24 protein-coding genes are annotated in these 24,317 nt (G+C 71.6%); 9 read left to right on the top strand and 15 right to left on the bottom strand.

Annotated elements, in window-relative coordinates:
- Positions 1 to 9: 9 nt before the first annotated feature.
- The 3 genes from AC07PU_RS02705 to AC07PU_RS02695 form a co-directional block, all read right to left on the bottom strand.
- Complete coding sequence (locus AC07PU_RS02705; protein ID WP_495315009.1) at positions 10 to 999, bottom strand: Bug family tripartite tricarboxylate transporter substrate binding protein; 990 nt, start codon at positions 997 to 999, stop codon at positions 10 to 12.
- A gap of 62 nt (positions 1,000 to 1,061) precedes the next feature.
- A complete protein-coding gene (locus AC07PU_RS02700; protein ID WP_495315006.1) occupies positions 1,062 to 1,976 on the bottom strand; it encodes an NAD(P)-dependent oxidoreductase in 915 nt (304 codons plus the stop codon).
- A gap of 1 nt (position 1,977) precedes the next feature.
- Positions 1,978 to 3,438 (bottom strand): aldehyde dehydrogenase, encoded by a 1,461-nt coding sequence (locus tag AC07PU_RS02695; RefSeq protein ID WP_495315004.1) that lies wholly within the window; start codon positions 3,436 to 3,438, stop codon positions 1,978 to 1,980.
- Positions 3,439 to 3,689: 251 nt separating this feature from the next.
- On the opposite strand from AC07PU_RS02695, the gene AC07PU_RS02690 reads away from it, so the two are divergent.
- Positions 3,690 to 4,625: a LysR family transcriptional regulator gene (locus tag AC07PU_RS02690; protein ID WP_495315002.1), complete on the top strand. Its 936-nt coding sequence runs from the start codon at positions 3,690 to 3,692 to the stop codon at positions 4,623 to 4,625.
- Between the two features lie 6 nt (positions 4,626 to 4,631).
- Here AC07PU_RS02690 and AC07PU_RS02685 read toward each other — a convergent pair whose 3' ends face one another.
- Genes AC07PU_RS02685 through AC07PU_RS02630 form a run of 12 tightly spaced genes read right to left on the bottom strand, consistent with a single transcriptional unit; the run spans position 4,632 to position 16,772 of the window.
- Complete coding sequence (locus AC07PU_RS02685) at positions 4,632 to 5,855, bottom strand: CaiB/BaiF CoA transferase family protein (protein WP_495315000.1); 1,224 nt, start codon at positions 5,853 to 5,855, stop codon at positions 4,632 to 4,634.
- Positions 5,856 to 5,859: 4 nt separating this feature from the next.
- A complete protein-coding gene (locus AC07PU_RS02680) occupies positions 5,860 to 6,678 on the bottom strand; it encodes an SDR family NAD(P)-dependent oxidoreductase (RefSeq protein WP_177239516.1) in 819 nt (272 codons plus the stop codon).
- Between the two features lie 49 nt (positions 6,679 to 6,727).
- The gene (locus tag AC07PU_RS02675) at positions 6,728 to 7,825 is read right to left on the bottom strand and encodes a CoA transferase (RefSeq protein ID WP_495314998.1); all 1,098 of its coding nucleotides are present in this window, start codon (positions 7,823 to 7,825) and stop codon (positions 6,728 to 6,730) included.
- Positions 7,818 to 9,152 carry an AMP-binding protein gene (locus AC07PU_RS02670; protein ID WP_209539684.1) on the bottom strand — a complete coding sequence of 445 codons (1,335 nt, stop codon included), beginning with the start codon at positions 9,150 to 9,152 and terminating at the stop codon, positions 7,818 to 7,820. Before AC07PU_RS02670 ends, AC07PU_RS02675 begins: the two co-directional genes overlap by 8 nt.
- Positions 9,106 to 9,789 (bottom strand): TetR/AcrR family transcriptional regulator, encoded by a 684-nt coding sequence (locus AC07PU_RS02665; protein WP_093352379.1) that lies wholly within the window; start codon positions 9,787 to 9,789, stop codon positions 9,106 to 9,108. Before AC07PU_RS02665 ends, AC07PU_RS02670 begins: the two co-directional genes overlap by 47 nt.
- A gap of 24 nt (positions 9,790 to 9,813) precedes the next feature.
- Positions 9,814 to 10,977 (bottom strand): acyl-CoA dehydrogenase family protein, encoded by a 1,164-nt coding sequence (locus tag AC07PU_RS02660; RefSeq protein WP_093352381.1) that lies wholly within the window; start codon positions 10,975 to 10,977, stop codon positions 9,814 to 9,816.
- Positions 10,974 to 11,978: a branched-chain amino acid ABC transporter permease gene (locus AC07PU_RS02655; protein ID WP_208510032.1), complete on the bottom strand. Its 1,005-nt coding sequence runs from the start codon at positions 11,976 to 11,978 to the stop codon at positions 10,974 to 10,976. The genes AC07PU_RS02660 and AC07PU_RS02655 overlap by 4 nt, the downstream gene beginning before the upstream one ends.
- Positions 11,978 to 12,850: a branched-chain amino acid ABC transporter permease gene (locus tag AC07PU_RS02650; RefSeq protein WP_093352387.1), complete on the bottom strand. Its 873-nt coding sequence runs from the start codon at positions 12,848 to 12,850 to the stop codon at positions 11,978 to 11,980. Before AC07PU_RS02650 ends, AC07PU_RS02655 begins: the two co-directional genes overlap by 1 nt.
- On the bottom strand, positions 12,847 to 13,593 hold the full coding sequence (locus AC07PU_RS02645; protein WP_495314994.1) for an ABC transporter ATP-binding protein: 747 nt from the start codon (positions 13,591 to 13,593) through the stop codon (positions 12,847 to 12,849). The genes AC07PU_RS02650 and AC07PU_RS02645 overlap by 4 nt, the downstream gene beginning before the upstream one ends.
- Positions 13,590 to 14,402 (bottom strand): ABC transporter ATP-binding protein, encoded by an 813-nt coding sequence (locus AC07PU_RS02640; RefSeq protein WP_495314992.1) that lies wholly within the window; start codon positions 14,400 to 14,402, stop codon positions 13,590 to 13,592. The genes AC07PU_RS02645 and AC07PU_RS02640 overlap by 4 nt, the downstream gene beginning before the upstream one ends.
- A 7-nt stretch (positions 14,403 to 14,409) precedes the next feature.
- Complete coding sequence (locus AC07PU_RS02635; RefSeq protein ID WP_495314990.1) at positions 14,410 to 15,561, bottom strand: ABC transporter substrate-binding protein; 1,152 nt, start codon at positions 15,559 to 15,561, stop codon at positions 14,410 to 14,412.
- Positions 15,562 to 15,605: 44 nt separating this feature from the next.
- On the bottom strand, positions 15,606 to 16,772 hold the full coding sequence (locus AC07PU_RS02630; RefSeq protein WP_495314988.1) for an ABC transporter substrate-binding protein: 1,167 nt from the start codon (positions 16,770 to 16,772) through the stop codon (positions 15,606 to 15,608).
- A gap of 235 nt (positions 16,773 to 17,007) precedes the next feature.
- Here AC07PU_RS02630 and AC07PU_RS02625 point away from each other — a divergent pair, with 235 nt between their 5' ends.
- Genes AC07PU_RS02625 through AC07PU_RS02590 form a run of 8 tightly spaced genes read left to right on the top strand, consistent with a single transcriptional unit; the run spans position 17,008 to position 24,313 of the window.
- Positions 17,008 to 17,775, top strand: coding sequence for an SDR family NAD(P)-dependent oxidoreductase (locus AC07PU_RS02625; RefSeq protein WP_203207048.1), 768 nt, complete (start codon positions 17,008 to 17,010; stop codon positions 17,773 to 17,775).
- A gap of 46 nt (positions 17,776 to 17,821) precedes the next feature.
- Positions 17,822 to 18,586, top strand: coding sequence for a crotonase/enoyl-CoA hydratase family protein (locus AC07PU_RS02620; protein WP_296798944.1), 765 nt, complete (start codon positions 17,822 to 17,824; stop codon positions 18,584 to 18,586).
- Positions 18,587 to 18,590: 4 nt separating this feature from the next.
- The gene (locus AC07PU_RS02615; RefSeq protein ID WP_495314987.1) at positions 18,591 to 18,980 is read left to right on the top strand and encodes a Zn-ribbon domain-containing OB-fold protein; all 390 of its coding nucleotides are present in this window, start codon (positions 18,591 to 18,593) and stop codon (positions 18,978 to 18,980) included.
- The gene (locus tag AC07PU_RS02610; RefSeq protein WP_431514235.1) at positions 18,977 to 20,137 is read left to right on the top strand and encodes a thiolase family protein; all 1,161 of its coding nucleotides are present in this window, start codon (positions 18,977 to 18,979) and stop codon (positions 20,135 to 20,137) included. Before AC07PU_RS02615 ends, AC07PU_RS02610 begins: the two co-directional genes overlap by 4 nt.
- A gap of 7 nt (positions 20,138 to 20,144) precedes the next feature.
- The gene (locus AC07PU_RS02605) at positions 20,145 to 21,005 is read left to right on the top strand and encodes a MaoC/PaaZ C-terminal domain-containing protein (protein ID WP_495314984.1); all 861 of its coding nucleotides are present in this window, start codon (positions 20,145 to 20,147) and stop codon (positions 21,003 to 21,005) included.
- An 11-nt stretch (positions 21,006 to 21,016) separates the two neighbouring features.
- On the top strand, positions 21,017 to 22,258 hold the full coding sequence (locus AC07PU_RS02600) for a CaiB/BaiF CoA transferase family protein (RefSeq protein ID WP_495314982.1): 1,242 nt from the start codon (positions 21,017 to 21,019) through the stop codon (positions 22,256 to 22,258).
- Positions 22,255 to 23,235, top strand: coding sequence for an NADPH:quinone oxidoreductase family protein (locus tag AC07PU_RS02595; protein ID WP_495314980.1), 981 nt, complete (start codon positions 22,255 to 22,257; stop codon positions 23,233 to 23,235). The genes AC07PU_RS02600 and AC07PU_RS02595 overlap by 4 nt, the downstream gene beginning before the upstream one ends.
- A 4-nt stretch (positions 23,236 to 23,239) precedes the next feature.
- The gene (locus AC07PU_RS02590; RefSeq protein ID WP_495314978.1) at positions 23,240 to 24,313 is read left to right on the top strand and encodes an NAD-dependent epimerase/dehydratase family protein; all 1,074 of its coding nucleotides are present in this window, start codon (positions 23,240 to 23,242) and stop codon (positions 24,311 to 24,313) included.
- The last annotated feature ends 4 nt before the right edge of the window (positions 24,314 to 24,317 follow it).

Genomic DNA, 24,317 nt, shown 5'->3' with positions numbered 1-24,317 from the left:
GCCAACGAGTCAGTCTTGGCCTTCGGCCCCCGCAGCCTTCACGATCCGCCCCCACTTCTGGTGCTCCGCCGCGATGAATCGCTTGTACTCGGCCGGCCCCAGGTACTGCGGATCGGCCCCCACCTCGGCCAGCGCGGCCTTGATGTCGGGCGCCTGCCAGGCCTTCTCGAGCGCGGCCGAGAGGCGGTCGATTGCGGACTTGGGCACGCCCGCGGGCGCGGCCACGCCGAACCAGATCGAGACGTCGTAGCCCGGCACGCCGGCCTCGGCGATCGAGGGCACGCCGGGGAAGGCGGGCGACTTGCGCGGGCTGGTCACGGCCAGCGCGCGGATCTTGCCGGCCTTGACGTAGGGCGCATGCGTCGAGGCGGTGTCGAACATCATGTCGACGCGGCCCGCGAGGAAGTCCGACAGCGCGGGCGCGGAGCCCTTGTAGGGCACGTGCAGCATCTGCGTGCCGGTCATGCTCTCGAACAGCGCGCCCGACAGGTGGCTCGAGGCGCCGATGCCGGCCGAGGCGTAGGTCAGCTTGCCGGGGCTGGCCTTGGCCAGCGCGATCAGCTCGGCCACCGTGTTCGCCTTCACCGAGGGATGCACCACCAGCACATTCGAGGCCGAGGCCACGTTGCCGATGGGCTCGAAGTCGGTCAGCGGGTTGTACTTGAGCTTGCGGTAGATGAAGGGGTTGATCGCCATCGTGCCGGTGGTGGTGAAGAACAGCGTGTAGCCATCCTTCGGCGCGGCCAGCGCCACCTCGGCCGCGATCGCGCCGCCGGCACCGCCGCGGTTGTCGACCACCACGGGCTGGCCCAGCTCCTTCGAGAGCCGGGTCGCGGTGAAGCGCGCCATCGCGTCGGTGGCGCCGCCCGCGGGGAAGGGCACGACGAGCGTGATGGGCTTGTCGGGAAAGGCGGCGGCCGCGGAGGCGGCGAGGCCCAGCGCAAGCAGGCCGCCGAGGGCGGCGCGCCGCGAGAGAAGAAAGAGGAAGGAAGCGGTCATGGCTGTCTCCTGCCGCTGGTGCGGCATGCGTTGTGATGAATCGGGAGAAGAAGAGAAAGACTTCAGTCGTTCGCGGGGTCGCGCGGCGGCGCGGCCGACACGAGCTCGTAGAGCGCCGGGTAGTAGCGGTCGCCCCAGCCCGCGTCGATCGTGCGCCGCAGCGTAGCCGCGGTCTCGCGCGCCATTGCGGCCTCGAGCCCCACGGCCTGCGCGAGCTCGAGCGCGAGGCTCACGTCCTTGAGCGCATAGCGCGTCGCGAAGCGGCCCTCGGGATAGTGGCGCGGCAGCAGCGCCTCGCGGCCCTGCACGCGCGCGGCGCGGCTGTCGGCCGAGCCCAGCTCGATGGCATCGAGCAGCACCGCGCCGTCCACGCCATGCGCGCGCGCCACGGCCATCGCCTCGGCCAGGGCCTGCACGGCCTCGAACAGCACGGTGTTGTGCAGGATCTTGACCACCTGGCCCGCGCCGGTGCCGCCGCAGTGCGTGATGTCGCTGCCCATGCAGCGGAAGTGGGGCATCAGCGCGCCCACGTCCTCGGCCGTGCCGCCGGCCATGATGCTCAGCGTGCCCGCGATGGCGGCCGCGGGCATGCGCGCCACCGGTGCGTCGACGAAGCGGTGGCCGGCCTGCGCGAGCCGCTCGGCCATGCGGCGCGTGGCCAGCACGCTGGTGGTGCCCATGTCGACCACGGTGCGGCTGCCCTCGCTGCCGTCTCCGTCCTGCCAGGCCTCGGCCAGCGCCTCGACCACCGACTCCGCCGCCTGCGCGCTCGCGAGGCAGAGGAACACCACCGAGGCCTCGTTCGCCAATGCGCGCAGCGAGTCCGCCGGCACCGCGCCGCGCTCGGCCAGCCGCCGCATCGGCACGGCATCGAGGTCATGGCACAGCACGCGCGCGCCGCTCTTCGCCGCGAGGTTGGCGCACATGGGCTCGCCCATCACGCCGAGGCCGACGAAACCCAGGGTCTGCAGCGTCATCTCAGAGCCCCACCATCACGGTCTTGGCCTCTTGATAGGTGCGGATGCCGAAGAAGCCCTTCTCGCGTCCCGAGCCGCTTTCCTTGAAGCCGCCGAAGGGCACCGACACGCTGAGCGTCTTGTAGGTGTTGATCCAGACCGTGCCGGCCTCGACCGCGCGCGCCACGCGCCAGGCCTTGGGAAAGTCGCGCGTCCACACGCCCGCGGCCAGGCCGAAGAAAGTGTCGTTGGCCTGCGCGACGAGGTCCTCCTCGTTGTCGAAGGGCATCACGCACAGCACCGGGCCGAACACCTCCTGCTGGCAGATGCGCGCATCGTTCGTCACGCCGCCGATGAGGGTGGGCAGGTAGTAGGCGCCATCGGCCAGCGCCGGATCGGCCGGGCGGCTGCCGCCGGCCAGCACCTCGGCGCCGTCCTCGCGCGCCATGTTCACCATGGCCTCGACCTTGTCGCGGTGCACGAAGGACGACAGCGGCGCCACCTGCGAGCGCGCATCGTCGGGCGGCCCCACGCGCAGCGCCTTGGCGGCCTGCACCAGCCGCGCGACGAAGGCGTCGTGGATGCCGCGCTCGACGAACAGCCGCGTGCCCGCGATGCACGACTGGCCGCTGGACGAGAACACGCCGTGCAGCACGCCCTGCAGCGCCTTGTCGAGGTCGGCATCGGCGAACACGATGTGCGGCGACTTGCCGCCGAGCTCGAGCGCCACCGCGGCCATGCGGCCCGCGGCCTCGCGCGCGATCGCCTTGCCGGTGGCGGTGCCGCCGGTGAACGAGATCAGCCGCACCTCGGGATGCGCGACCAGCGCCGAGCCGGTCTCGGCGCCGAGGCCGGTCACGACATTGAGGATGCCCGGCGGCAGGCCGGCTTCCAGCGCAAGCTCGGCCACGCGCAGCGCGATGGTGGGCGTGAACTCCGAAGGCTTGAGCACCACCGCGTTGCCGGCCGCGAGCGCCGCCGCCACCTTCTGCGACTCGAGCGTGAGCGGCGAATTCCAGGGCGTGATCGCGGCCACCACGCCGAAGGGCTCGTAGAGCACCATCGACAGGTGGTCGCCGCGCGAGGGCGCCACTTCCGCCGGCATGGTCTCGCAGATCGAAGCGAAGTAGCGGTACGCCGCCGCGCCGCCGGCCGCCTGTGCCACGCATTCGGCGCGCAGCTTGCCGTTCTCGCGCATCTGGCGCTCGGCCAGCTCCTCGGCGTTGGCCTCGATCAGGTCGGCGATGCGGTGCAGGATCGCCGCGCGCCGGTGCGGCAGCATCGCGCGCCACTCGGGCCGGGCCTGCGCGGCCTTGGCGGTGCGCACCGCGAGGTCCACGTCCTCGCGGCTCGCGCTGCCGATCAGGCCGTTCCGCGCACCGTTGGCGGGATTGATCGATTCGAAGGGCGTGCCCTGGCCTGTTGTCCAGGTGGCGCCGATCAGGAAGGGCCTGACGCCCGCGCTTTGCGTGCTCGCGCTCATGGAAGTCTCCTTGGGGCCGTGATGGCCGCTGTCTCGGTGGATAGGAAGAATGGATGCATGGTAGGAAGGGCGCGCGGCTCGCGACACCGCTCGATTCCAAGCAGTGGAATGGTGTGAGAGGACCGGCGCAGGCTACGCAGCAGAGCGCGCGGCGACAAGGCGCCGGCGCTGCATGGGCTTGCAAGCCCGGCTAACAGATCGCGGGGCCGCCACTAGACTCGGCGCTTCGATTTCGCAATGGAGAGCGCCGCATGCGCCAGGACCTGCTGGATGGACTCGTCGCCTTCATCGTGGCGGCGGAAGAGCGCGGCTTCTCGGCCGCCGCGGTGCGCCTGGGCGTCACGCCCTCGGCCGTGAGCCAGTCGATCCGCAGCCTCGAGCGGCGCCTGGGCATCGCGCTGTTCAACCGCACCACGCGCAGCGTGAGCCTCACCGAGGTCGGCGAGCGCTATCTCGAGAAGGTGCGGCCGGTGGTGTCGGAGCTCGCCGCGGTCTCCGAGGAGCTGGGCCGCGAGGCCGACCATCCGAGCGGCCTGCTGCGGCTCAACGTGCCGCGCGCGGGCTACACCATCGGCCTGCAGCCGGTGCTGCGGCGCTTTCTCGATCGCTTCCCCGACGTCAAGCTCGAGCTGCGGATCGAGAACCAGCTGGTGGACATCGTGGCGCAGGGCTTCGATGCCGGCATCCGCTTCGGCGACCTGGTCGAGAAGGACATGATCGCGGTCAGGATCGGGCCGCGCATCGAGGCGCACGTGATCGCCTCGCCCGACTACCTCGCGCGCCACGGCACGCCCGTGCATCCCACCGAACTGCTGGCGCACGACTGCATCGGCTTTCGCCACGTCAGCACCGGCCAGGTCGAGCGCTGGCAGTTCGCGCGCGGCGACGAGACGCTGCAGCTCGCGGTCGACGGCCGGCTCGTGCTCAACGACTCGGCCGCGCTGGTGCGCGCGGCGCTCGACGGCATCGGCGTCGCCTACATGATCAACGGCTACATCGAGCCGCTGATCGAGCAGGGCCTGCTGGTGCGGCTGCTGGCGGACTGGAGCCCGGTGCTGCCGGGCCTCACGCTCTACTACCCCGACCGGCGCCGCGTGCCCGCGAAGCTGCGCGCGCTGATCGACTTCCTGCGCGCGGAGCTGCCCGCGGCCTCGGCGGTGCCGCCGCCCGAGCTGCGCCTGGCCTGAAGCCGATCAGATGACGCGGCTTGCCGCGAGCCGGTCGATCCGCCCGGCATCGCAGCCGAGCTCCTCGGCCAGCACCTCGCGCGTGTGCTGGCCCAGGGTCGGCGGCGCGCGCCGGTAGGCCACCGGCGAGGCCGACATCCGGATCGGATTGGCCACCAGCGGAATGGCGCCGGCCGTGGCGTGCTCGACCTCGATCTTCATGCCGCGCGCGATCACCTGCGCGTCCTCGAACACGCGCGCGAGGTCGTTGATCGGGCCGCAGGGCACCTCGGCCGCCTCGAGCACGGCCACCCATTCGTCGGTGGAACGCGTCAGCGTGCATTCGCGCAGCAGCCGAATCAGCTCGACGCGGTGCGCGATGCGCGCGAGGTTGGTCGCGAAGCGCTCGTCGGTGGCCAGCGCCGGCCGGCCGATGGCCGTGCACAGCCGCGCGAACTGGCCGTCGTTGCCGACCGCGATGATCACGTCGCCGTCCGCGGTCGGGAAGTCCTGGTACGGCACCACGTTGGGATGCGCATTGCCGAGCCGGCCCGGCGAGCGGCCGCCGTAGAGGAAGTTCATGCCCTGGTTCGCCATGCAGGCCACCTGCACGTCGAGCAGCGAGAGGTCGATGTGCTGGCCCTGGCCGCTGCGCTCGCGGTAGGCCAGCGCGGCCAGGATCGCGTTCGAGGCGTACAGGCCGGTGAACAGGTCCGCCACCGCGACACCGACCTTGAGCGGCCCGGCGCCCTGCTCCGATTCCGTGCGGCCGGTGACGCTCATGAGCCCGCCCATGGCCTGCACCAGGAAGTCGTAGCCCGCGCGCGGCGCGTAGGGGCCGGTCTGGCCGAAGCCGGTGATCGAGCAGTACACCAGCCGCGGGAACTCGGCATGCAGCGTGGCGTAGTCGAGGCCGTACTGCGCGAGGCCGCCGACCTTGTAGTTCTCCACCAGCACGTCGCACTGTGCCGCGAGCTCGCGCACCAGCTGCTGGCCCTCGGGCGTGGTGATGTCGATGGTGACCGAGCGCTTGTTGCGGTTGGCGCACAGGTAGTAGGCCGCGTCGGGCGTGGGCTGGCCGTCGCGGTCGTGCAGGAAGGGCGGGCCCCAGCTGCGCGTGTCGTCGCCGCTGCCGGGCCGCTCGACCTTGATCACGTCGGCGCCGAGGTCGGCGAGCATCTGCGAGGCCCAGGGCCCGGCCAGCACGCGCGACAGGTCGAGCACCTTCACATGCGAGAGAGCGCCGTCCATCGCTTCAGGCCGCCAGCATGTGCAGGCCCGAGCCCAGGTGGGCCGCGCCGTCGATCTGGATCAGCTGGCCGGTCATGAGGTGCGCGGCCGGCGTGGCGAGGAAGGCCACCAGCTCGGCCACCTCCTCCACGCTGGTGGCGCGGCCCATCGGCGTGGCGTCGACCAGCCGGTCGAGCATCGCCTTCGCGGCCTCGCCGGCCAGGCCCTCGGTCAGCACCGCGCCGGGGCCGATGCAGTTGAGCGCGATGTCGTCCCTGGCCCATTCGAGCGCCAGCGTGCGCATCAGGCCCAGCACGCCGGCGCGCGCGGCGATCGAATGCGCGATGCCCATCGAGCCGCGGTCCACGCCCGACAGCGAGATGTTGACCACCGAGCCCTTGCGCGCCTTGAGGAAGGGATAGGCGGCCTTGGTCACGACGAAGATGGCCGACAGGTTGACGTCGATCACGGCGTCCCAGCCCTTGCGGCTGATGCCGGTGGCGGGCGCGAAGAACTGGCCGCCCGCGTTGTTCACCAGCAGGTCGATGCCCTGGCGCTGGCCGACGCGCGCGACCAGCGCCTCGATCGCCTCGGTGTCGCGCACGTTGCAGGTCTCGAAGCCGAAGCGGCCCGCGAGGCCCTCGGCCAGCTGGCCGGTCTCCTCGAGCGCCTCGGCGCGGCGGCCGGTGCCGAAGACGTCCATGCCCAGCGCCATCAGCCGTAGCGCGATCGCGCGGCCGATGCCGGAGCCGGCGCCGGTGATGAAGGCCGAGCGTCCCTGGTGGACGCCGGGCCGCATGACCCGCAGCGCGTCGGCGGCGGGAAGGGAAGAAGTGCTGGCCATCGAAGGCTCCTCGGATCGGAAGGATGGAAGAAGGGGAAGGAACGCGGCTTCAGGCGAAGCGCAGGCCGCCGCCCACGTGCGGCGTGGCGCTGCGCGGCAGCCGCTGCCCGTCGAACAGCGCCGGGAACGCGGGCACGTGCTCGCCCGAGGGCAGCGCCTGCGAGACCGCGCCGGGACGCAGCGCGCGGATCATGGCCAGCGCCTCCTCGGGCGGCCGCACGTTGCCGGCCGGTATCTGCAGCGCCCGCATCTGCGCCAGCACCTCGTCGCGCCGGCGCGGCAGCGTCCAGGCCTCGACCTGGGCGTCGAAATGCGCGGCGCGCGCGATGCGCTCCTTGATCGGCGCGTCGTCGGCGCCCACCAGCGGCCGCAGCCGGCGCCAGTAGGCGTCGAGCCCGCCGAGGATGTAGACGTGGCCGTCGGCGCAGCGGTAGATGCTCGATGGCGCGGAGGCACGGTCGCGGTTGCCCATCGGCGGATCGAGCGCGTCGCCCTCGCTGACCGCGAGCATCGCCGGCCCGATCAGCATGCTGGCCGCGACCTCCATCATCGACAGGTCGACCAGGCAGCCTTGCCGCGCGGGGTCGAGCATGGCCATGGCGCAGCTCATGCCGGCGTACATGCCGCAGAACATGTCGATCGGCCAGCTGGTCGACAGGCGCGGCGAGCCGTCCTCGTCGCCGTTGAGCAGCGCGAAGCCCGACTCGCACTGCGCGATGGTGTCCATGCAGATGCGCGCATCCTGCTGGCCGTAGCCCGAGATCAGCACGATCACCAGCCGCGGGAAGCGTTCGCGCAGCGTCGGCCCGTCCAGGCCCAGGCCGGTCAGCGACGCGGGCGCGAGGTTGCAGACGAAGGCGTCGGCCTCCTCGAGCATGGCGTCGAGCGCCGCGCGGTCGGCGGCCTCGCGCAGGTTCAGCACCCGGCTGGTCTTGCCGGTGTTGAAGCTGCGCGCGTAGTAGCTGCCGAAGCCGTTGCCCGGCAGGGTGCGCACGCCGTCGCCCTGCGGCGACTCGACCTTCGTGACCTCGGCGCCGAAGTCCGCGAGGTACTGGGCCGCCGTGGGCCCGGCGATGAACTGCGACAGGTCGACCACGCGCCGGCCGGCCAGCGGGCGCGGCAGGCCCTGGGCCCGCGCCTCAGGCATGCACCACCCGCGTGGCCTTGTGGATGGTGCGCGGCAGGGTGCCGGACTCGACCACCTCGACATGGAAGCGCACCTGCAGCTTCTCGCGCAGCCGCTGCGACAGCCGCTCGCCGAGGTCGGCCGGCGCGCCCGCCGCGCGCTCCACGCGCAGCTTCACGCCGGTGAGGAAGCCGGTGTGCGGGTCCTTCACGCTGTCGTCGAGCACCAGCAGGTACTCGTTGCTCAGGCCCGGGAAGGCGCGCACGATGTCCTCGACCGCCGAGGGGAACAGGTTCACGCCGCGGATGATCAGCATGTCGTCGGCGCGGCCCAGCACGCCGCCGGCCAGGCGCGCATGGGTGCGGCCGTCGGGCGCGGTGCGGCTGTCGCGCACCACCATGTCGCCGGTCCACCAGCGCACCAGCGGGCAGGCCTCTTTGTCGAGGTGGGTCAGCACCAGCACGCCGCGCTCGCCGTCGGCCACCGGCTCCTTGGTGTCGGGATGCAGCACCTCGACGTAGATGAAGTCCTCGGCCAGCGTCGGGCCGAGCTGCGCGGCGGTGTCCCAGCCGATCGGCTGGCATTCGAGCGCGCCGTAGCAGTCGAACATCTTCGCGCCCCACTGGCGCTCGATGCGCTCGCGCGTGCCGGGGATGCTGGCGCCGGGCTCGCCGCCCACGCAGACCATCTTCACGCGCGAGGTCGTCAGGTCGCGCCCCAGCTTCTCGGCCGCCTCGGCCATGTGGGCCATGAACGAGGGCGTGCCGATCACGCACTGGCTGCCGTACTGGAAGATGGTCTCGATCTGGCGCTCGGTGTCGCCCGAGGAGGCCGGGATCACCAGCGCGCCCAGGTGCTGGGCCGCAAGCGTGGCGCCGAGGCCGCCGACGAACCACGCGTAGTTGAACATGCACTGGAAGATGTCGCCGCGCCGCAGGCCCTGCGCATAGAGGTAGCGCGCGTAGAGGTCGGCCCAGCGTTCGATGTCGGCCTGGGTCCAGAGCACCGGCGCGGGCCGGGCCGTGGTGCCGGAGGAGAAATGCACCCGCACGGCCTCGCCGGGTTCGACGGCGGCCAGGGCGCCGAACGGGGGCTGCGCCTCGAGGCCGGCGACGTAGTCGGCCTTGCGCGTGAACGGCAGCCGGCGCAGGTCGGCGAAGCTCTTCAGGTCGCCGGGCTCGAAGCCGACCTCGGCGAACACCTTGCGGTAGTGGCTGCTGGTGCGCCCCACGCGCTCGAGCTGGCGGCGCAAGGCATCGAGCTGGAAGGCCTCGATGCGGTCGCGCGACCAGGTCTCCCTCTCATCCCAGATGGTCTCGGAAAAGGGCTGTCTTTCTTGCTGCTTCATGGTTTGGATCCTTGAGAAGCCCGCGCAGCGCGAAGGCTGCCAGGGCATGTGCGATGTCGTCCACCGCCTCGGCGCTCTGCAGCCGCCGCTGGCTGTACCAGACGGTGGCCCAGTTGAGCGCGCCGAAGAAGGGCTTGGTGATGAGCTTCGCCGGCTGGTCGACGAACAGGCCCGCGCGCACCCCGTCGTCGATCACCTCGACGAACATCTGTTCGTAGTCGTCGCGCATCTTGACCACCGAGCGCAGCCGCTTGGCGCCCGAGGAGGCGCCCAGCAGGTGCCGCTCCAGCCCCTGCACCGCCACCTTCTGCATCGGCAGCTCGGTCAGCAGGATCTGGGTATGGCGCAGCGCCATCGCGGACAGGCGCTCGAGCGGGTCGCCCGCGCCGCGCGCGATCGGCTCGACCTGCTCGTTGAGCCGGTTCATCGCGGCGATCTGCACGTCGAAGAAGAGGTCGGCCTTGCTGCGGTAGTGGTGGTAGATGCGGCCCTTGGTGGCGCCCAGGCGCTGCGCCACCGCGTCGATCGACGTCGCCGCATAGCCCAGCTCCATGAAAAGTTCCGCCGCCGCCTGCAGGATCTCGTTGCGCGACTCATTGCCGCCCGGATCCACCACTGCCTGTTGTGCACTCGCCATCGCCAACCTCTTCTCTTTCGTGATTCACTTCACCCGATCTTCCGCCTCCTTGCGCACGGCACGTGACAACACCAGCCGCTGGATTTCGGACGATCCCTCGTAGATCTCGAGGATGCGCTGGTCGCGGTACAGCCGTTCCGCGACCGTCGGCTTGCAGTAGCCCATGCCGCCCCAGATCTGGACCGCATTGTCCGCCGCCCGGTGGGCCACCTCGGAAGTGAAGAGCTTGGCCATGGCGCCGAGGTTCGAGACGTCGGCGCCGGCGTCGTAGGCGCGCGCGGCCTCGTACAGCATCATGCGGGCGGCCGAGATCTCGGTGGCCATGTCGGCCAGCTTGAAGCCGATGCCCTGGTTCTCGCCGATCGGCTGGCCGAAGGTACGGCGCTCGACGGCGCGCTGCGAGGCCTCGCGGAAGGCCGCGAGCGCCAGCCCCATCGACTGCGCCGACACCATGATGCGGCCCACGTTGAGCGTCTGCAGCGCCAGGCGCAGCGCACGGTTGAGCTCGCCGATGCGCGCGCTGTCGGGCACCACTACATCGACGCGCAGGTTCGAGGTCTGGGTGCCGCGGATGCCCATCTTGTCGGACAGCTCGTCGACCACCGCGCCGGGCTTCTCCTTGTCGACCATGAAGGCCGAGATGCCGCGCCCGCCCGCGGCCGGGTCGGTCTTGGCGAACACCACGTAGTAGCGCGAGGCGCCGCCGTTGCCGATCCAGTACTTCTCGCCGCGCAGGCGCCAGCCATCGCCCTCGCGCACCGCCGTGGCCTCGATGGCCGCGGCATCCGAGCCCGCCACGCGCTCCGACAGCGCGAAGCTGGTGGCGCGGCCCTGCGTCATCTCGCGCAGGTAGAAGTCCTTCTGCGCGTCGGTGCCGGCCAGCAGGATCGGGAAGGCGCCGAGCTGGTAGGCGCACATGATCGCGGCGGTCGACGCGCAATGCATGCCCAGCGTCTCGACCGCGGCCACGGTGGCGGTCAGGCTCTGGCCCTCGCCGCCCCACTGCGTGGGCAGGAACAGGCCGGTGAAGCGGTGCGCCACCAGCGCCTCGATGGTCTCCCACGGATAGCGCTGGTCGCGGTCGAGCTCGGGCGCCAGCGGCGCGAAGCGTTCGCGTCCGAGGCGGTCGGCCAGTTGTTGCCAGCGGGTGGCGGCGTCGTCGAGCGAGGGGGTCCAGATCACGGTCACTTGGGAGTCTCCAGGGTGGTCAAAGAAGGTGTGGCCGGGGCGGCGCGCGCACGGAACAGGCGGCCCAGCGGACGCGCCAGGCCCATCAGCCCCTGCGGGAAGAAAGCCAGGATCAGCACCAGCACGCTGCCCAGCACGATCTTGTCGACGTAGCCGCCGAGCGAGAAGAACTTCTCCTGCACCAGCACCAGCGCCGTCGCCAGCAGCGGGCCCAGCAGCTGCCGGCGTCCGACCAGCACCACGGCCGTCAGCATCAGGATCAGGAAGTAGTTCTCCAGGATGTCGGCGCTGACGTAGGCGCGCTGGTAGGCATAGAGCCAGCCGGCCAGCGCGCTGATCGGCGCCGAGAACAGGAACACCTGCAGCCGCACGCGCGCCGGATCGATGCCGCCGATGGTCGCGAGCCGCGGGTTCAGGTGGGTCATGATGGCCGCCGCGCCGAGCTGCGAATGGCGGAAGCGGTCGACCAGGTAGATCACCGCCACCAGCAGCGCGAAGGCATAGGGCCAGAGCTCCTTGTCGTTGCGCGCGGTCAAAGTCAGCGGCCCGATCGAGAGATCGAGCATCGGCAGCCCGCGCACGCCGTCGGAGCCGCCGAGGAAGGCCCAGTTGGCCGCCAGCGTCATCGCCACCACCGCCATCGCGTAGGTGACGAGCGAGAACACGAACTCGCGCAGCCGCAGCGTCACCAGCCCGATGGCCGCGGCGAACACCAGCGCCAGCGCGATCGAGGCGCCGAGCGTGGCCCAGGAACCCGCACCGGCGCGCGTGGACAGCAGTGCCGTGGTGTAGGCCCCGACCGCGAAGAACACGGTGTGGCCGAGGCTGACCTCGCCGAGGTCGGAGACGATCACGTCGAGGCCATAGGACAGCACGGCCAGGATCGCGATCAGCACGGCCGCGCTGTAGACCGAGGCGCCGCCGCCGAGCCAGCCCGGCGCGAACAGCACCAGCACGGCGACGATGGGCAGCGCGGCGCGCTGCGGACGCAGGCGGGCCATCAGTGCACTCCTCCGCGCGCGCCGGCGCCCAGGCCGCCGGGCCGCAGCACCAGCACCGCGATCAGCACCAGGAAGGCCGCGGCCGTGGTGTAGGCCGGCGAGACCAGCGCGCCGAACAGCGCCGTGAAGATGCCCAGCGCCACGCCCGCCACATAGCTGCCCGCCACGCTGCCGATGCCGCCGAGCACCACCACCACGAAGGTCATGATGACCTCCTCGAAGCCCATCGAGGTGAGGATCGGCGTGCGCGGCGCGACCATGCCGGCCGCGAACGCGACCGCCGCGCCCTCGAACGCGAACACGCCGTAGTAGACGCGCCGCACGTTGACGCCGGCGAGCTGCGCCAGCTTCGGGTCCTCCGCCACCATGCGCACCAGCCGCCCGGTGCGGGTGCCGTCGAGCGTCCACTTCAGGCCGATGAAGACCGCGATCGCGGCCAGCACGATGGCCGCGTCCTGCCAGGTCAGCCAGAGATCGCCGATGTCGATCTCGCGCTGCGACAGCGCGGTCTCGAGGATCTGGCCGGTGGAGCCGAAGATCAGCGCCGCCGCGCCCTGCAGCACGTAGCCGAAGCCCAGCGTCATGATCATGATCGAGACCAGGTTCTGCTCGAAGGTGGCGCGCAGCATCACGCGCTGCATCGCCACGCCGAAGGCCGCGCCCACCGCCATGGCGATCGGCAGCGCCAGCGCGTAGGGCACGCCGGCGCGCGTCACGGCCCACCAGCTGACGAAGGCGCCGAGCATGTACATCTGGCCGTGGCCGAAGTTCACCAGGCGCGCCACGCCCAGCAGCACGGTCCAGCCGATCGCGACCAGCGCGTAGGCATGGCCGAGCACGATGCCGTTGATGAGTTGTTGCAACAGGTTCATGCCGCGTGGGCTCCGAGGTAGGCTTGCGCGATGCGCGGGTCGTTGCCGAACTCGGCCGCCGGTCCCTCGAGGACCACGCGGCCGCGCTCCAGCAGCACGAGGCGGTCGACCACCTCCATGGCGGCGCGCACGTTCTGTTCGACCAGCAGGATGGAAAGGCCCGAGCGGGCCAGCGTTCGCATGGTCTGCAGCACCTGCGAGACCAGCATCGGCGCCAGGCCGATCGAGGGCTCGTCGAGCAGCAGCAGGCGCGGGCCCATCATCAGCGCGCGCCCGATGCCCAGCATCTGGCGCTCGCCGCCCGAGAGCTGCGCGCCCAGGTGGCCGCGGCGCTCGTGCAGGCGCGGGAACAGGCCGTAGATCTCCTCGCGCGTGTAGACCTTGCGCCCGGGCGCGGCGAGCGGCGCGAAGGCGGTCGAGAGGTTCTCCTCCACGCTCATGCGCGAGAACACCAGCCGCCCCTCGGGCACCAGCAGCAGGCCGGCGCGCACGCGATCGTGCGTGGGCCAGGCATCGATGCGCTCGCCGTTCAGCACCACCTCGCCGGTCACGCGCGGATCGCCGCGCGACCAGCCCGCGAGCGCGTTCACCAGCGTCGACTTGCCGGCCCCGTTGGCGCCGATCACGCCGAGGATCTCGCCGCGTCCCACGCGCAGCGCGTCGAGCGCCACCGCGCGGTTGCCCGCGTAGGAGACCGCGAGGCCGCGCACCTCGAGCACCGTGTCCTGATCCGTGCGGCTCATTGCGCCTTCCCCAGGTAGGCCTCGCGCACGCGCGGATCCCGCTGGATCTCGGCCGGCGTGCCGTAGGCGAGTTGGCGGCCCAGGTCGAGCACGCAGATGCGGTCGGCCACGGCCATGATCAGTTCCATGTGGTGCTCGATCACCACCAGCGCCACGCCCTCGCGCTTGAGCGCGGACAGCAGCGCGACCAGCGCCGCCATGTCCTCGCCGCCCAGGCCCGCGGCCGGCTCGTCGAGCAGCAGCACGCTGGCGCCCGCGCCGTAGGCCAGCGCGATCGACAGCATGCGCTGCACGCCGTAGGGGATCTCCTTCGGGCTCATCGCGTGATAGAGCGCCGGGATGCCGAAGCGCACCAGCTGGCGCGCCGCGAAATCCTCGGCCTCGCCGCGCCGGCGCGCGGCGCCGACCGGATTGAGCACGCTCGACCACAACCCCGAGTGCGCCTGCGCGCCGAGCACGGCGACGAAGTTGCCGAGCACGCTGAGGTCGTCGAAGAAGGCGTTCTGCTGGAACGCGCGCTTCAGGCCCAGGCCCGCGAGGCCATAGGGCGGCACCGCCGTCACGTCGCGCCCGTGCAGGCTCACGCGGCCGCCGCGCCGCACCATCGCGGTCACGGCGTCGTAGCACGAGCTCTTGCCGGCGCCGTTCGGGCCGATGATGCCCAGCAGCTCGCCGGGCGCCACCTCCCAGCCCACGCCGTCGAGCGCGACCAGCGCGCCGTAGCGCACGCCCAGGCCTTCCACGCGCAGCGCGGGCGGGGCGGTGGCAGTGGCGCTGGCGTTGGTCGGGTTCATCGCGTCGCTGTGCATGCCCGGCTCACTGCTGCACCACGATCTTGCGGCCGTCGACCCTGAACAGGTAGTGGTGCGACAGCAGCTGGCCGTTGGGCTCGAAAGTCAGGTCGCCCATCACCGTGCCCTTGAAGCTGCCGCCGCGGATGCGCTTGGCGATCGCCTCGCGGTCCAGCGTCTTGAGCTCGTTGGCGGCCATCGCCCACACCTGCAGCGAGGTGGCGCCCAGCGCCATGAACTTGTCGGGCGTGTACTTGAAGAGCTCCTGCGTCTTCGCCACGAAGCGCTGGTTGGCGGGGTTCGAGACGAAGGGCTCCACGGCCGGGAAGTAGATGTCGGCGCTGACCAGTCCGTGCGCGGCATCGCCGGCCACGTCGATCACGCTGGGCGCGACCGTGCCCACCGCGGCCACCAGCGCGCCCGGCAGCCGCGACTGCCTGGCCTGGCGGATGATCGCGGGCATGCCCAGGCCCTCGTTGGCGTTGATCGCCACCGTGATGTCGGGATTGGCGGCGCGCACGTTGGTCAGCGCCACGCGGAAGTCGGCCTGCGCGAACGGGAATTTCTCCTCGGCCACCTTCTCGTAGGCATAGCCGAGCTTCTTGAGCTCGCCCTCGATCGATTCCTGCGCGCCGTTGCCGTAGGCGTCGTTCTCGGTCAGGAAGGCGACGCGCTTGGCCTTCACCACCTTCGCGATGTAGTTCGCGATCACCGCGCCGTCCTGCGAGTTCGAGCTGTTGAGCCGCACCGCCAGCGGATTGCCTTCGCCCGAGAGGATCGGGTCGGCCTTCGACACCGCCGTGATGTCGAGCACGCCGGCGCGCGCGATCACCGGCTGCATCGCGAGCGTGACCGGGCTGTTCCAGCCCTCGATGATCACCGCGACGCCCGAGCTCACGAGCTCGGTGGCGCGCGAGACGCCCACGGCCGGCGTCGATTCGTCGTCGCGCGAGACGATCTCGATGCGCCGGCCCAGCACGCCGCCGCTCTCGTTGATGACCGCCGCCATCGCCTGGATCGCCTGCGTCACGTGCTGCCCCTGCGGGCCCGCGCCGCCCGACAGCGGGAAGATGGTGCCGACCTTGACGGTCGGCGGCGTCTGCGCCTGGGCCGGCGCGAGGCCGAACAGCGCGAGGCCCAGGCCCGCCGCCGTCATCAGGTTCCGAATCAGCTTCATGGTGTGTCTCCAGCTCGTTATGGAAGGGAAAGGCTCTGCGTCGTCTATCGGCCGGCCGGCTTCTGCACGACGATCGCGCCGTTGCTGACCGTGAAGGCATGGGTGGGCAGCTGCAGCTGCCCGTTGGGCGCGAAGCTCACGTCGCCGAACACCGTGCCCTTGAAGCTGCCGCCGCGGATGCGGCGCGCCAGCGGCTCGCGCTCCAGCGTCTTGAGTTCGTTCGCCGCCATGGCCCAGAACTGCAGCGCGGCCGCGCCCACCGCCATGAACTTGTCGGGCGTGCGCTTGAACATCGTCTGCGAGCGCGCGACGAAGCGCTTGTTGACGGGATCGGAGGCGAAGGGCTCGACGTCCGGAAAGTAGATGTCCACGCCGGCCACGCCGTTGGCGGCCTCGCCCGCCACCGAGATCACGCTCGGCGCCACCGTGCCCAGCGCCGCGAGCAGCTGGCCCGGCACGCGGCCCTGCTTGAACTGGCGCAGGATCGCGGGCATGCCCAGACCCTCGTTGGCATTGATCGCGACGGTCACGTCGGGGTTGGCGGCGCGGATGCTGGTCAGCGCGATGCGGAAGTCCGACTGCGTGAACGGGAACTTCTCCTCGGCCACCTTCTGGTAGTCGTGGTTCAGCGCCTTGAGCCCGGCCTCGATCGCCTGCTGCGTGCCGATGCCGTAGGCGTCGTTCTCGGTCAGGAAGGCGATGCGCCGGCCCTTGAAGCCGGTGGCGATCGCCTGCGCGACCGCGGCGCCGCCCTGCGAGTTGGAGGCATTGAGACGGATCGCGAGCGGGTTGCCTTCGCCGGAGAGCACGGCATCGGCGCTCGCGAAGGTCGTGATGTCGAGCACGCCGGCGCGCGCGATCACCGGCTGCATCGCCAGCGCCACCGGGCTGTTCCAGCCTTCGATGATCACGGCCACGCCCTGCCCGATCAGCTCGTTGGCGCGCGACACGCCGACCGCCGGCGTCGATTCGTCATCGCGCACCAGGATCTCGATCGGCCGCCCGAGCACGCCGCCGGCCTCGTTGATCAGCGCGGCCATGGCCTGGATCGCCTCGGTCACGTGCTGGCCCTGCGGCCCCGCGCCGCCCGACAGCGGAAGGATCACGCCGACCTTGATCGGCGCGGGCGACTGCGCCATCGCGCCCGCTCCCGAAGCCAGTGCCGCCGCGGCGATCGCGGCCATCGAAAACATGCGTCGTGTCGGATCCATCTCGTCTCCTTGCGCGGTGCGCGACCTCGGGCCAGGCGGCACGCGTCGTGCCACGGAGCGAACATACCATTGAGTATTTAATCGGGTCAACGCCATCGCGATGAAAGAACCCTAGGCGAATACCCTATGGGACAGGTGGCATGGGATGCGAATCCATCGCGGTCTCGTTGCAACGATACCCATCGGTATGTATCATGAACCGACGCATCTTCCCAACTGCACAAGGCAAGCACTCATGAACACAGAAGGAATCAGCGCGCTCGTCACCGGCGGCGCATCGGGCCTGGGCCTGGCCACGGTCCATCGGCTGCACGCGGCGGGCGCCAGCGTGGTGATCGCCGACCTGCCCTCCTCGCAGGGCGAGGCCATCGCGAAGAGCCTCGGCGAACGGGTCCGCTTCGCGCCCGCCGACGTCACCAGCGAGGTCGACATGAACGCGGCCTGCGACGTGGCCGAGTCCTTCGGTCCGCTGCGCGTGCTGGTGCACTGCGCGGGCCGCGGCGGCCCGGTGCGGCTGGTCGACAAGGACGGCAGCCCGGGTTCGCTCGAGACCTACGAGAACATCGTGCGCATCAACCTGGTCGGCACCTTCAACACGCTGCGGCTGGCGGCCACGCGCATGGCGCGCAACGAGCACACGGCCGAGGGCGAGCGCGGCGTCTGCGTGTTGACCGCCTCGGTGGCGGCCTACGAGGGCCAGATCGGGCAGATCGGCTATGCCTCGTCGAAGGCCGGCGTGGTGGGCCTGACCATCGTGGCGGCGCGCGACCTCGCGAGCAAGGCGATCCGCGTGTGCACCATCGCGCCCGGCATCTTCGACACGCCGATGCTCGCGCGCGTGTCGGAAGCGGCGCGCCTCTCGCTCGGCGCCTCGGTGCCGCATCCCTCGCGGCTGGGCACGCCCGACGAATACGCGCAGCTCGCGCTGCACATCGTGAGCAACCCGATGCTCAACGGCGAAACCATCCGGCTCGACGGCGCGCTGCGCATGGCGCCGCGCTGAATCGCCCGCCCTCCCCGTCCACCCTTCTCCCCAAGAGGAAGCACCCATGACCGAAGAAGTCCTCGTCGACAGCAGCGACGGCATCCTGACCATCACCATCAACCGCCCGCAGGCGCGCAACGCGGCCACGCTCGCGGTGGCGCGCGGCATCGCGGCCGCGCTCGACGAGCTCGACCGGCGCGACGACCTGCGCATCGGCATCCTCACCGGTGCCGGCGGCACCTTCTGCGCCGGCATGGACCTCAAGGGCTTCCTGCGCGGCGAGCGCCCGAGCATCGAGGGTCGCGGCTTCGGCGGCCTGACCGCGAAGCCGCCGGTGAAGCCGCTGATCGCCGCGGTCGAGGGCTATGCGCTGGCCGGCGGCTTCGAACTGGTGCTGGCCTGCGACATGGTGGTGGCGGCCGACAACGCCCAGTTCGGCGTGCCCGAGGTCAAGCGCGGCCTGGCCGCGACGGCCGGCGGCCTGGTGCGGCTGCCGCGCCAGCTGCCCTACCGCATCGCGCTCGAGCTCGCGCTCACGGGCGACATGTTCCCGGCCGCGCGCGCCTACCACTACGGCCTGGTCAACCGGCTCGCCGCGCCCGGCGAGGCGCTGGCCGAGGCGCGCCGGCTGGCGCAGACCATCGCGGCCAACGGCCCGCTGTCGGTGGCCGCGAGCAAGCGCGTGGTGGTCGAGTCGCAGGACTGGCCCGCCGCCGAGCTGTGGGAACGCCAGGCCGCGCTGACCGAGCATGTGTTCAGCTCGGCCGATGCGCGCGAGGGCTCGGCCGCCTTCGCCGAGAAACGCAAGCCCGTGTGGCAGGGCAAGTGACGCCATGGCCACCGACACCCGATTCGACGGCCCCGGCCCCGATGCGCAGTACCTGCAGGCGCTGCAGGAAGGCCGGCTGATGCTGCAGCACTGCGAGGACTGCGCGGCCGTGCGCTTTCCGCCCGCGCTGGTGTGCCGCGCCTGCGGCAGCCCGCGGCTGCAATGGCGCGCCTCGCCGGGACGGGGCAGCGTGTATTCGCTGACCACCGTGCGCGACCGCGCGGGCGACTACAACGTGGCGCTGGTCGACCTCGAGGGCGGCGCCCGCATGATGAGCCGCGTGGAGGACACAGCGCCCGATGCGGTGCGCATCGGGCAGCACGTGCGGGCACGCATCGTGCCCGGCGAGGAGCCCTTCGTGGTCTTCGCGCCGGCCGAGGGAGACGCGCCATGAGCCGCGCGACGCATTCCCTGCGCGGCCGCGGCGCCATCGTCGGCATCGGCAACACGCGGCGCTGGAACGCGCCCGGCCGCACGCCCTTCGACCAGCTGCAGGAAGCGGCCGTGCTCGCGCTCGAGGACTGCGGCCTGCGCATGTCGCAGGTCGACGGCCTGTTCTGCGCCATGTCGACCTCGGGCCTGCCGGTGCTCAACGTCGCGGAGCGCCTGGGCATCAAGCCCCGGCATGCCGACGGCACCATGGTCGGCGGCGCTTCCTTCCTGTTCCACCTGCAGTCGGCGCTGATGGCGCTCGAACTCGGCCTGTGCGAGGTCGCGCTGATCTGCTATGGCTCCAACCAGCTCACGGCCGGCGGCAAGCTGGCCTCGATGCCCGATCCGCAGCCCTACGAATCGCCGTTTCGCCCGCGCTATCCGCTGTCGAGCTATGCGCTGGCCGCGGCGCGCCACATGCACCAGTACGGCACCACGCGCGAGCAGCTGGCCGACGTGGCGGTGGCCGCGCGCGACTGGGCGCGGCTCAATCCCGACGCCTTCGCGCGCGATCCGCTGAGCCGCGCCGAGGTGCTGGCCTCGCGCATGATCAGCGACCCGCTGACCAAGGCCGACAGCTGCCTGGTGACCGACGGCGGCGCGGCGCTGGTGCTGACGCGCGCCGAGCGCGCGCGCGACATGCCGCGGCCCGCGGCCTACGTGCTGGGCACCGGCGTGGCCGTGAGCCACCGCCAGATCTCGGCCATGCCCGACCTCACGACCACCTGCGCGGTCGAGTCGGGCCAGCGTGCCTATGCGATGGCCGGCGTGGGCCCGAAGGACATCGACCACCTGATGGTCTACGACGCCTTCACCATCAACACGCTGCTGTTCCTCGAGGACCTGGGCTTCTGCGCCAAGGGCGAGGCCGGCGCGATGGTGTCCTCGGGCGCCATCTCGCCGGGCGGGCGGCTGCCGGTCAACACCAACGGCGGCGGCCTGTCGTGCAACCACCCGGGCATGTACGGCCTGTTCACCGTGATCGAGTCGGTCGAGCAACTGCGCGGCAGCGCCGGCGCGCGGCAGGTCGAGGGCGTCGAGATTTCGCTCGCGCACGCCAACGGCGGCGTGCTGTCGAGCCAGGCCACCGCCATCCTCGGCACGGCCGCCACCTTGTGAGGATCGCATGACCATCGACCCCGAACGGCTGCTGGCCGCCCAGATCCCGCGCATCGAGCAGCACTACGACTGGCAGCAATGCATCGTCTACGCGCTGGGCATCGGCGTGGGCCTCGACCCGATGGACGAGGCCGACCTGGCCTTCGTCGACGAGACCCGGCTGAAGGTGCAGCCCACCATGGCCAACGTGATGGGCTACCCGGGCTTCTGGATGCGCGACCTGCCGCTGGGCCTGGACTGGGTGCGCACGGTGCACGGCGAGCATTCGACGCGCATCCACCGGCCGCTGCCCGCCAAGGCCTCGGTGCGCGGCACCAGCCGCATCGTCGACCTGATCGACAAGGGCGAGGGCCGCGGCGCGCTGATCTTCGTCGAGCGCGAGATCGCCGACATGCACAGCGGCGAGCTGCTGGCCACCGTGCGCCAGACGGTGTTCTGCCGCGGCGACGGCGGCTTCGGCGGCGAGCGCCGCGCGCAGCCCGCGCCGCACGCCATTCCGGCGCGCGAGCCCGATGCCGCGATCGAGCTGCCGACCTCGCCGCAGTCGGCGCTGATCTACCGGCTGTGCGGCGACTACAACCCGCTGCATGCCGTGCCGGCGATCGCGCGCGAGGCCGGCTTCGCGCGCCCGATCCTGCATGGCCTCGCGACCTTCGGCGTGGCGGGCCACGGCATCGTCAAGCGCTGGTGCGACGGCAACCCCGCCGCGCTGCGCGAGATGGGCGGGCGCTTCTCCTCGCCCGTGTTCCCCGGCGAGACGGTGCGGCTCGAACTCTGGCGCGAGGGACCGACCCGCGCCGCCTTCCGCGCCAGCGTGCCCGCGCGCGGCGTCGTGGTCATCGACAACGGCCATCTCGAAACCGCCTGAGGACACACCCGATGAGTGGACTGCTTTCGAAAATCCGCGTGCTCGACCTGAGCCGCGTGCTCTCGGGCCCCTGGGCCACGCAGATGCTGGCCGACTTCGGCGCCGACGTGATCAAGGTCGAGCGCCCCGGCATCGGCGACGACGTGCGCCAGCAGGGCGCGCGCCTCAAGGACCGCGCGGGCGGCGAGACGCAGGAGCGCTCGACCTTCCTCGCGCTCAACCGCGGCAAGCGCTCGATCGCCATCGACATGGCAAAGCCCTCGGGCCAGCGGTTGATCCGCCGGCTCGCGGCCTGCGCCGACGTGGTGGTCGAGAACTTCAAGGCCGGCGACCTCGCGCGCTACGGGCTCGACCACGCCTCGCTGGCGCGCGTCAATCCCAAGCTGGTGTATTGCTCGATCAGCGGCTTCGGCCAGTCGGGCCCCTACAGCGCCATGCCGGGCTACGACCTGATCTTCCAGTCGATGAGCGGCGTGATGAGCCTGACCGGCATTCCCGACGGCGAGCCCGGCGCGGGACCGCAGCGCGCGGGCTACCCGGTGTCGGACACCACGGCGGGCTTCTACGCCACCATCGGCATCCTGGCCGCGCTGCACCACCGCGACACGGTCAGCGGGGTGGGCCAGTACATCGACCTCGCGCTGCTCGACGCGCAGGTGGCCGCCACCTCCTCGATGGCGATGAGCTACCTGGTGGCCGGCCAGTTGCCGCAGCGCGTGGGCATCCGCTCGCAGCTGACCTGCCCCTACCAGGACTTCGCCTGCGCCGACGGGCCGATGATGATCGCCGTGGGCAACGACTCGCAGTTCGTCTCGCTCGCGCGCGTGCTCGGCCATCCCGAATGGCCGGCCGACCCGCGCTTCGCGACCACGCCCGAACGCGTGGCGAACCGCGAGGCGCTGGTGCCGGCGATCGCCGACATCCTGCGCCGGCAGCCGCTCGCCCACTGGCTGCCGCTGCTGCGCGAGGCCAACGTGCCCAGCGGGCCGATCAACGACTTCCGCCAGGTGTTCGACGATCCGCAGATCCGGCATCGCGCGATGGTGCGCGAGATCGAGCATCCGCTGTCGGGCTCGCTGTCGGTGGTGGCCAATCCGCTGAACTTCTCGGCCACGCCGGTCGAATACAAGCGGCCGCCGCCGCTGCTGGGCCAGCACACGCACGAGGTGCTGCGCGAGCTGCTCGCGGTCGGCGACGCCGAGCTCGCCGAGTTGGGTGCCGAAGGCGCGATCGCGCAGGGAGAACGGCCATGAGGGCGGTGCTCTGCAAGCAGTTCGGGCCGCCCTCCTCGCTGGTGGTGGAGGAGGTGCCCTCGCCCATGGCCGGCCCGGGCCGGCTGGTGGTGTCGGTCAAGGCCTGCGGCGTCAACTTTCCCGACACGCTGATCATCCAGGGCCAATACCAGTTCAAGCCCGAGCTGCCGTTCTCGCCCGGCGGCGAGGTCGCCGGCATCGTCAAGGTGGTGGGCGAAGGCGTCACGCAGTTCAAGCCCGGCGACCGCGTGATCGCGGCTACCACTTGGGGCGGCTATGCCGAGGAGGTGGTGGCCGAGGCCGCGCGCACGCTGCCGATGCCCGATGGCATGGACTTCGCGACCGCCGCGGCCTTCACGCTGACCTACGGCACCTCGCACCATGCGCTGAAGGACCGCGCCGTGCTGCAGCCCGGCGAGACGCTGCTGGTGCTCGGTGCCGCGGGCGGCGTGGGCCTGGCGGCGGTGGAGCTCGGCAAGGCGATGGGCGCGCGCGTGATCGCGGCGGCCTCGAGCCCGGCCAAGCTCGCCGTGTGCCGCGACCATGGTGCCGACGAGCTGATCGACTACGCCGCCGAGGACCTGCGCGAGCGCATCAAGGCGCTGACCGGCGGCCGCGGCGTCGACGTGGTCTACGACCCGGTCGGCGGCGACTACAGCGAGCCCGCGCTGCGCGGCATGGCCTGGCGCGGCCGCTTCCTGGTGGTGGGCTTCGCGGCCGGCCGCATCCCGAGCCTGCCGCTGAACCTGCCGCTGCTCAAGGGCTGCGCGGTGCTCGGCGTGTTCTGGGGCGCCTTCACGCGCAACGAGCCCGAGCGCAATGCCGCCAACCTGCGCGAGCTGATGCAATGGGTCGGCGACGGGCGGCTGCGGCCGCATGTCTCGGCGCGCTATCCGCTCGAGCGCGCGGCCGATGCGCTCGACGACCTGGTGCAGCGCCGCGTGCACGGCAAGGTCGTGCTGACCACGGAGGACTGAGGCCATGGACAAGGTGCTGGTGGTGGGCGCGCTCGGCGTGGTGGGGCGCGCCGCGATGGAACGTTTCGCGGCCCGGCCCGGCCTGCGTGCCGTGGGCCTGGCGCGCAGACGGCCCGACTTCGCGCCCGACGCGACCTGGGTCTCGGCCGACCTGCGCGATGCACGGGCCACGCGCGAGGCGCTGGCGCCGCACCGCGATGCCACGCACCTGGTCTATGCCGCGCTCAACGAGCAGCCCGACCTGCTGCAGGGCTGGCGCGCGAGCGAGAACATCGAGCTCAACAACCGCATGCTGCGCCACACGCTCGATGCGCTCGAGGGCGCGCCCCTGCGACACGTGACGCTGCTGCAGGGCACCAAGGCCTATGGCGTGCACACGGGCCGGCCGATGCGCGTGCCCGCGCGCGAACAGGACGCGGTGCGCGACCACGCCAACTTCTACTTCGACCAGCAGGACCTGGTGGCCGAGCGCGCGGCGCGCGCGGGCTTCGGCTGGACCGTGTTCCGGCCGCAGATCGTGCTGGGCGTGGCGACCGGCAGCGCGATGAACCCGGTGGCCGCGATCGGTGCCTACGCGGTGCTCGCGCGCGAGCGCGGCCAGCCGCTGGCCTGCCCCGCCCATCCGCACCTGCTGACCGAATGCACCGACGCGCGCCTGATCGCGAAGGCCATCGAATGGGCCTGGCACGAGCCGCGCGCGCACGGCGAGGCCTTCAACATCGCCAATGGCGACGTGGTGGTCTGGGCCAGCCTGTTCGAGCGGCTGGCCGCATTCTTCGAGATGCCGCTCGGCGAAGCCAGCGGCACGCGCCTGCGCGAGGAGATGCCCGCGCAGGCCGCGCTGTGGCAGCGGATCGCGCAGCGCGAGGGCCTGCGCGAGCGCGATCTCGATGCGCTGATCGGCCTATCGTGGCAGTACGCCGAGGCGACCTGGGCCGCGCGGCGCCCGCTCGCGCTGCCGCCGCTGGTGTCCACCGTCAAGCTGCGGCAGGCCGGCTTCGGCGACTGTATCGACACCGAGCAATGCATCGTCGAGCACCTGCAGGCGATGCGCGACTTGCGCTACCTGCCCGGCTAGGCAG

Source organism: Variovorax sp. GW821-FHT10D07 (assembly GCF_059415325.1).
This window is presented reverse-complemented; position numbering and strand designations above follow the sequence as displayed.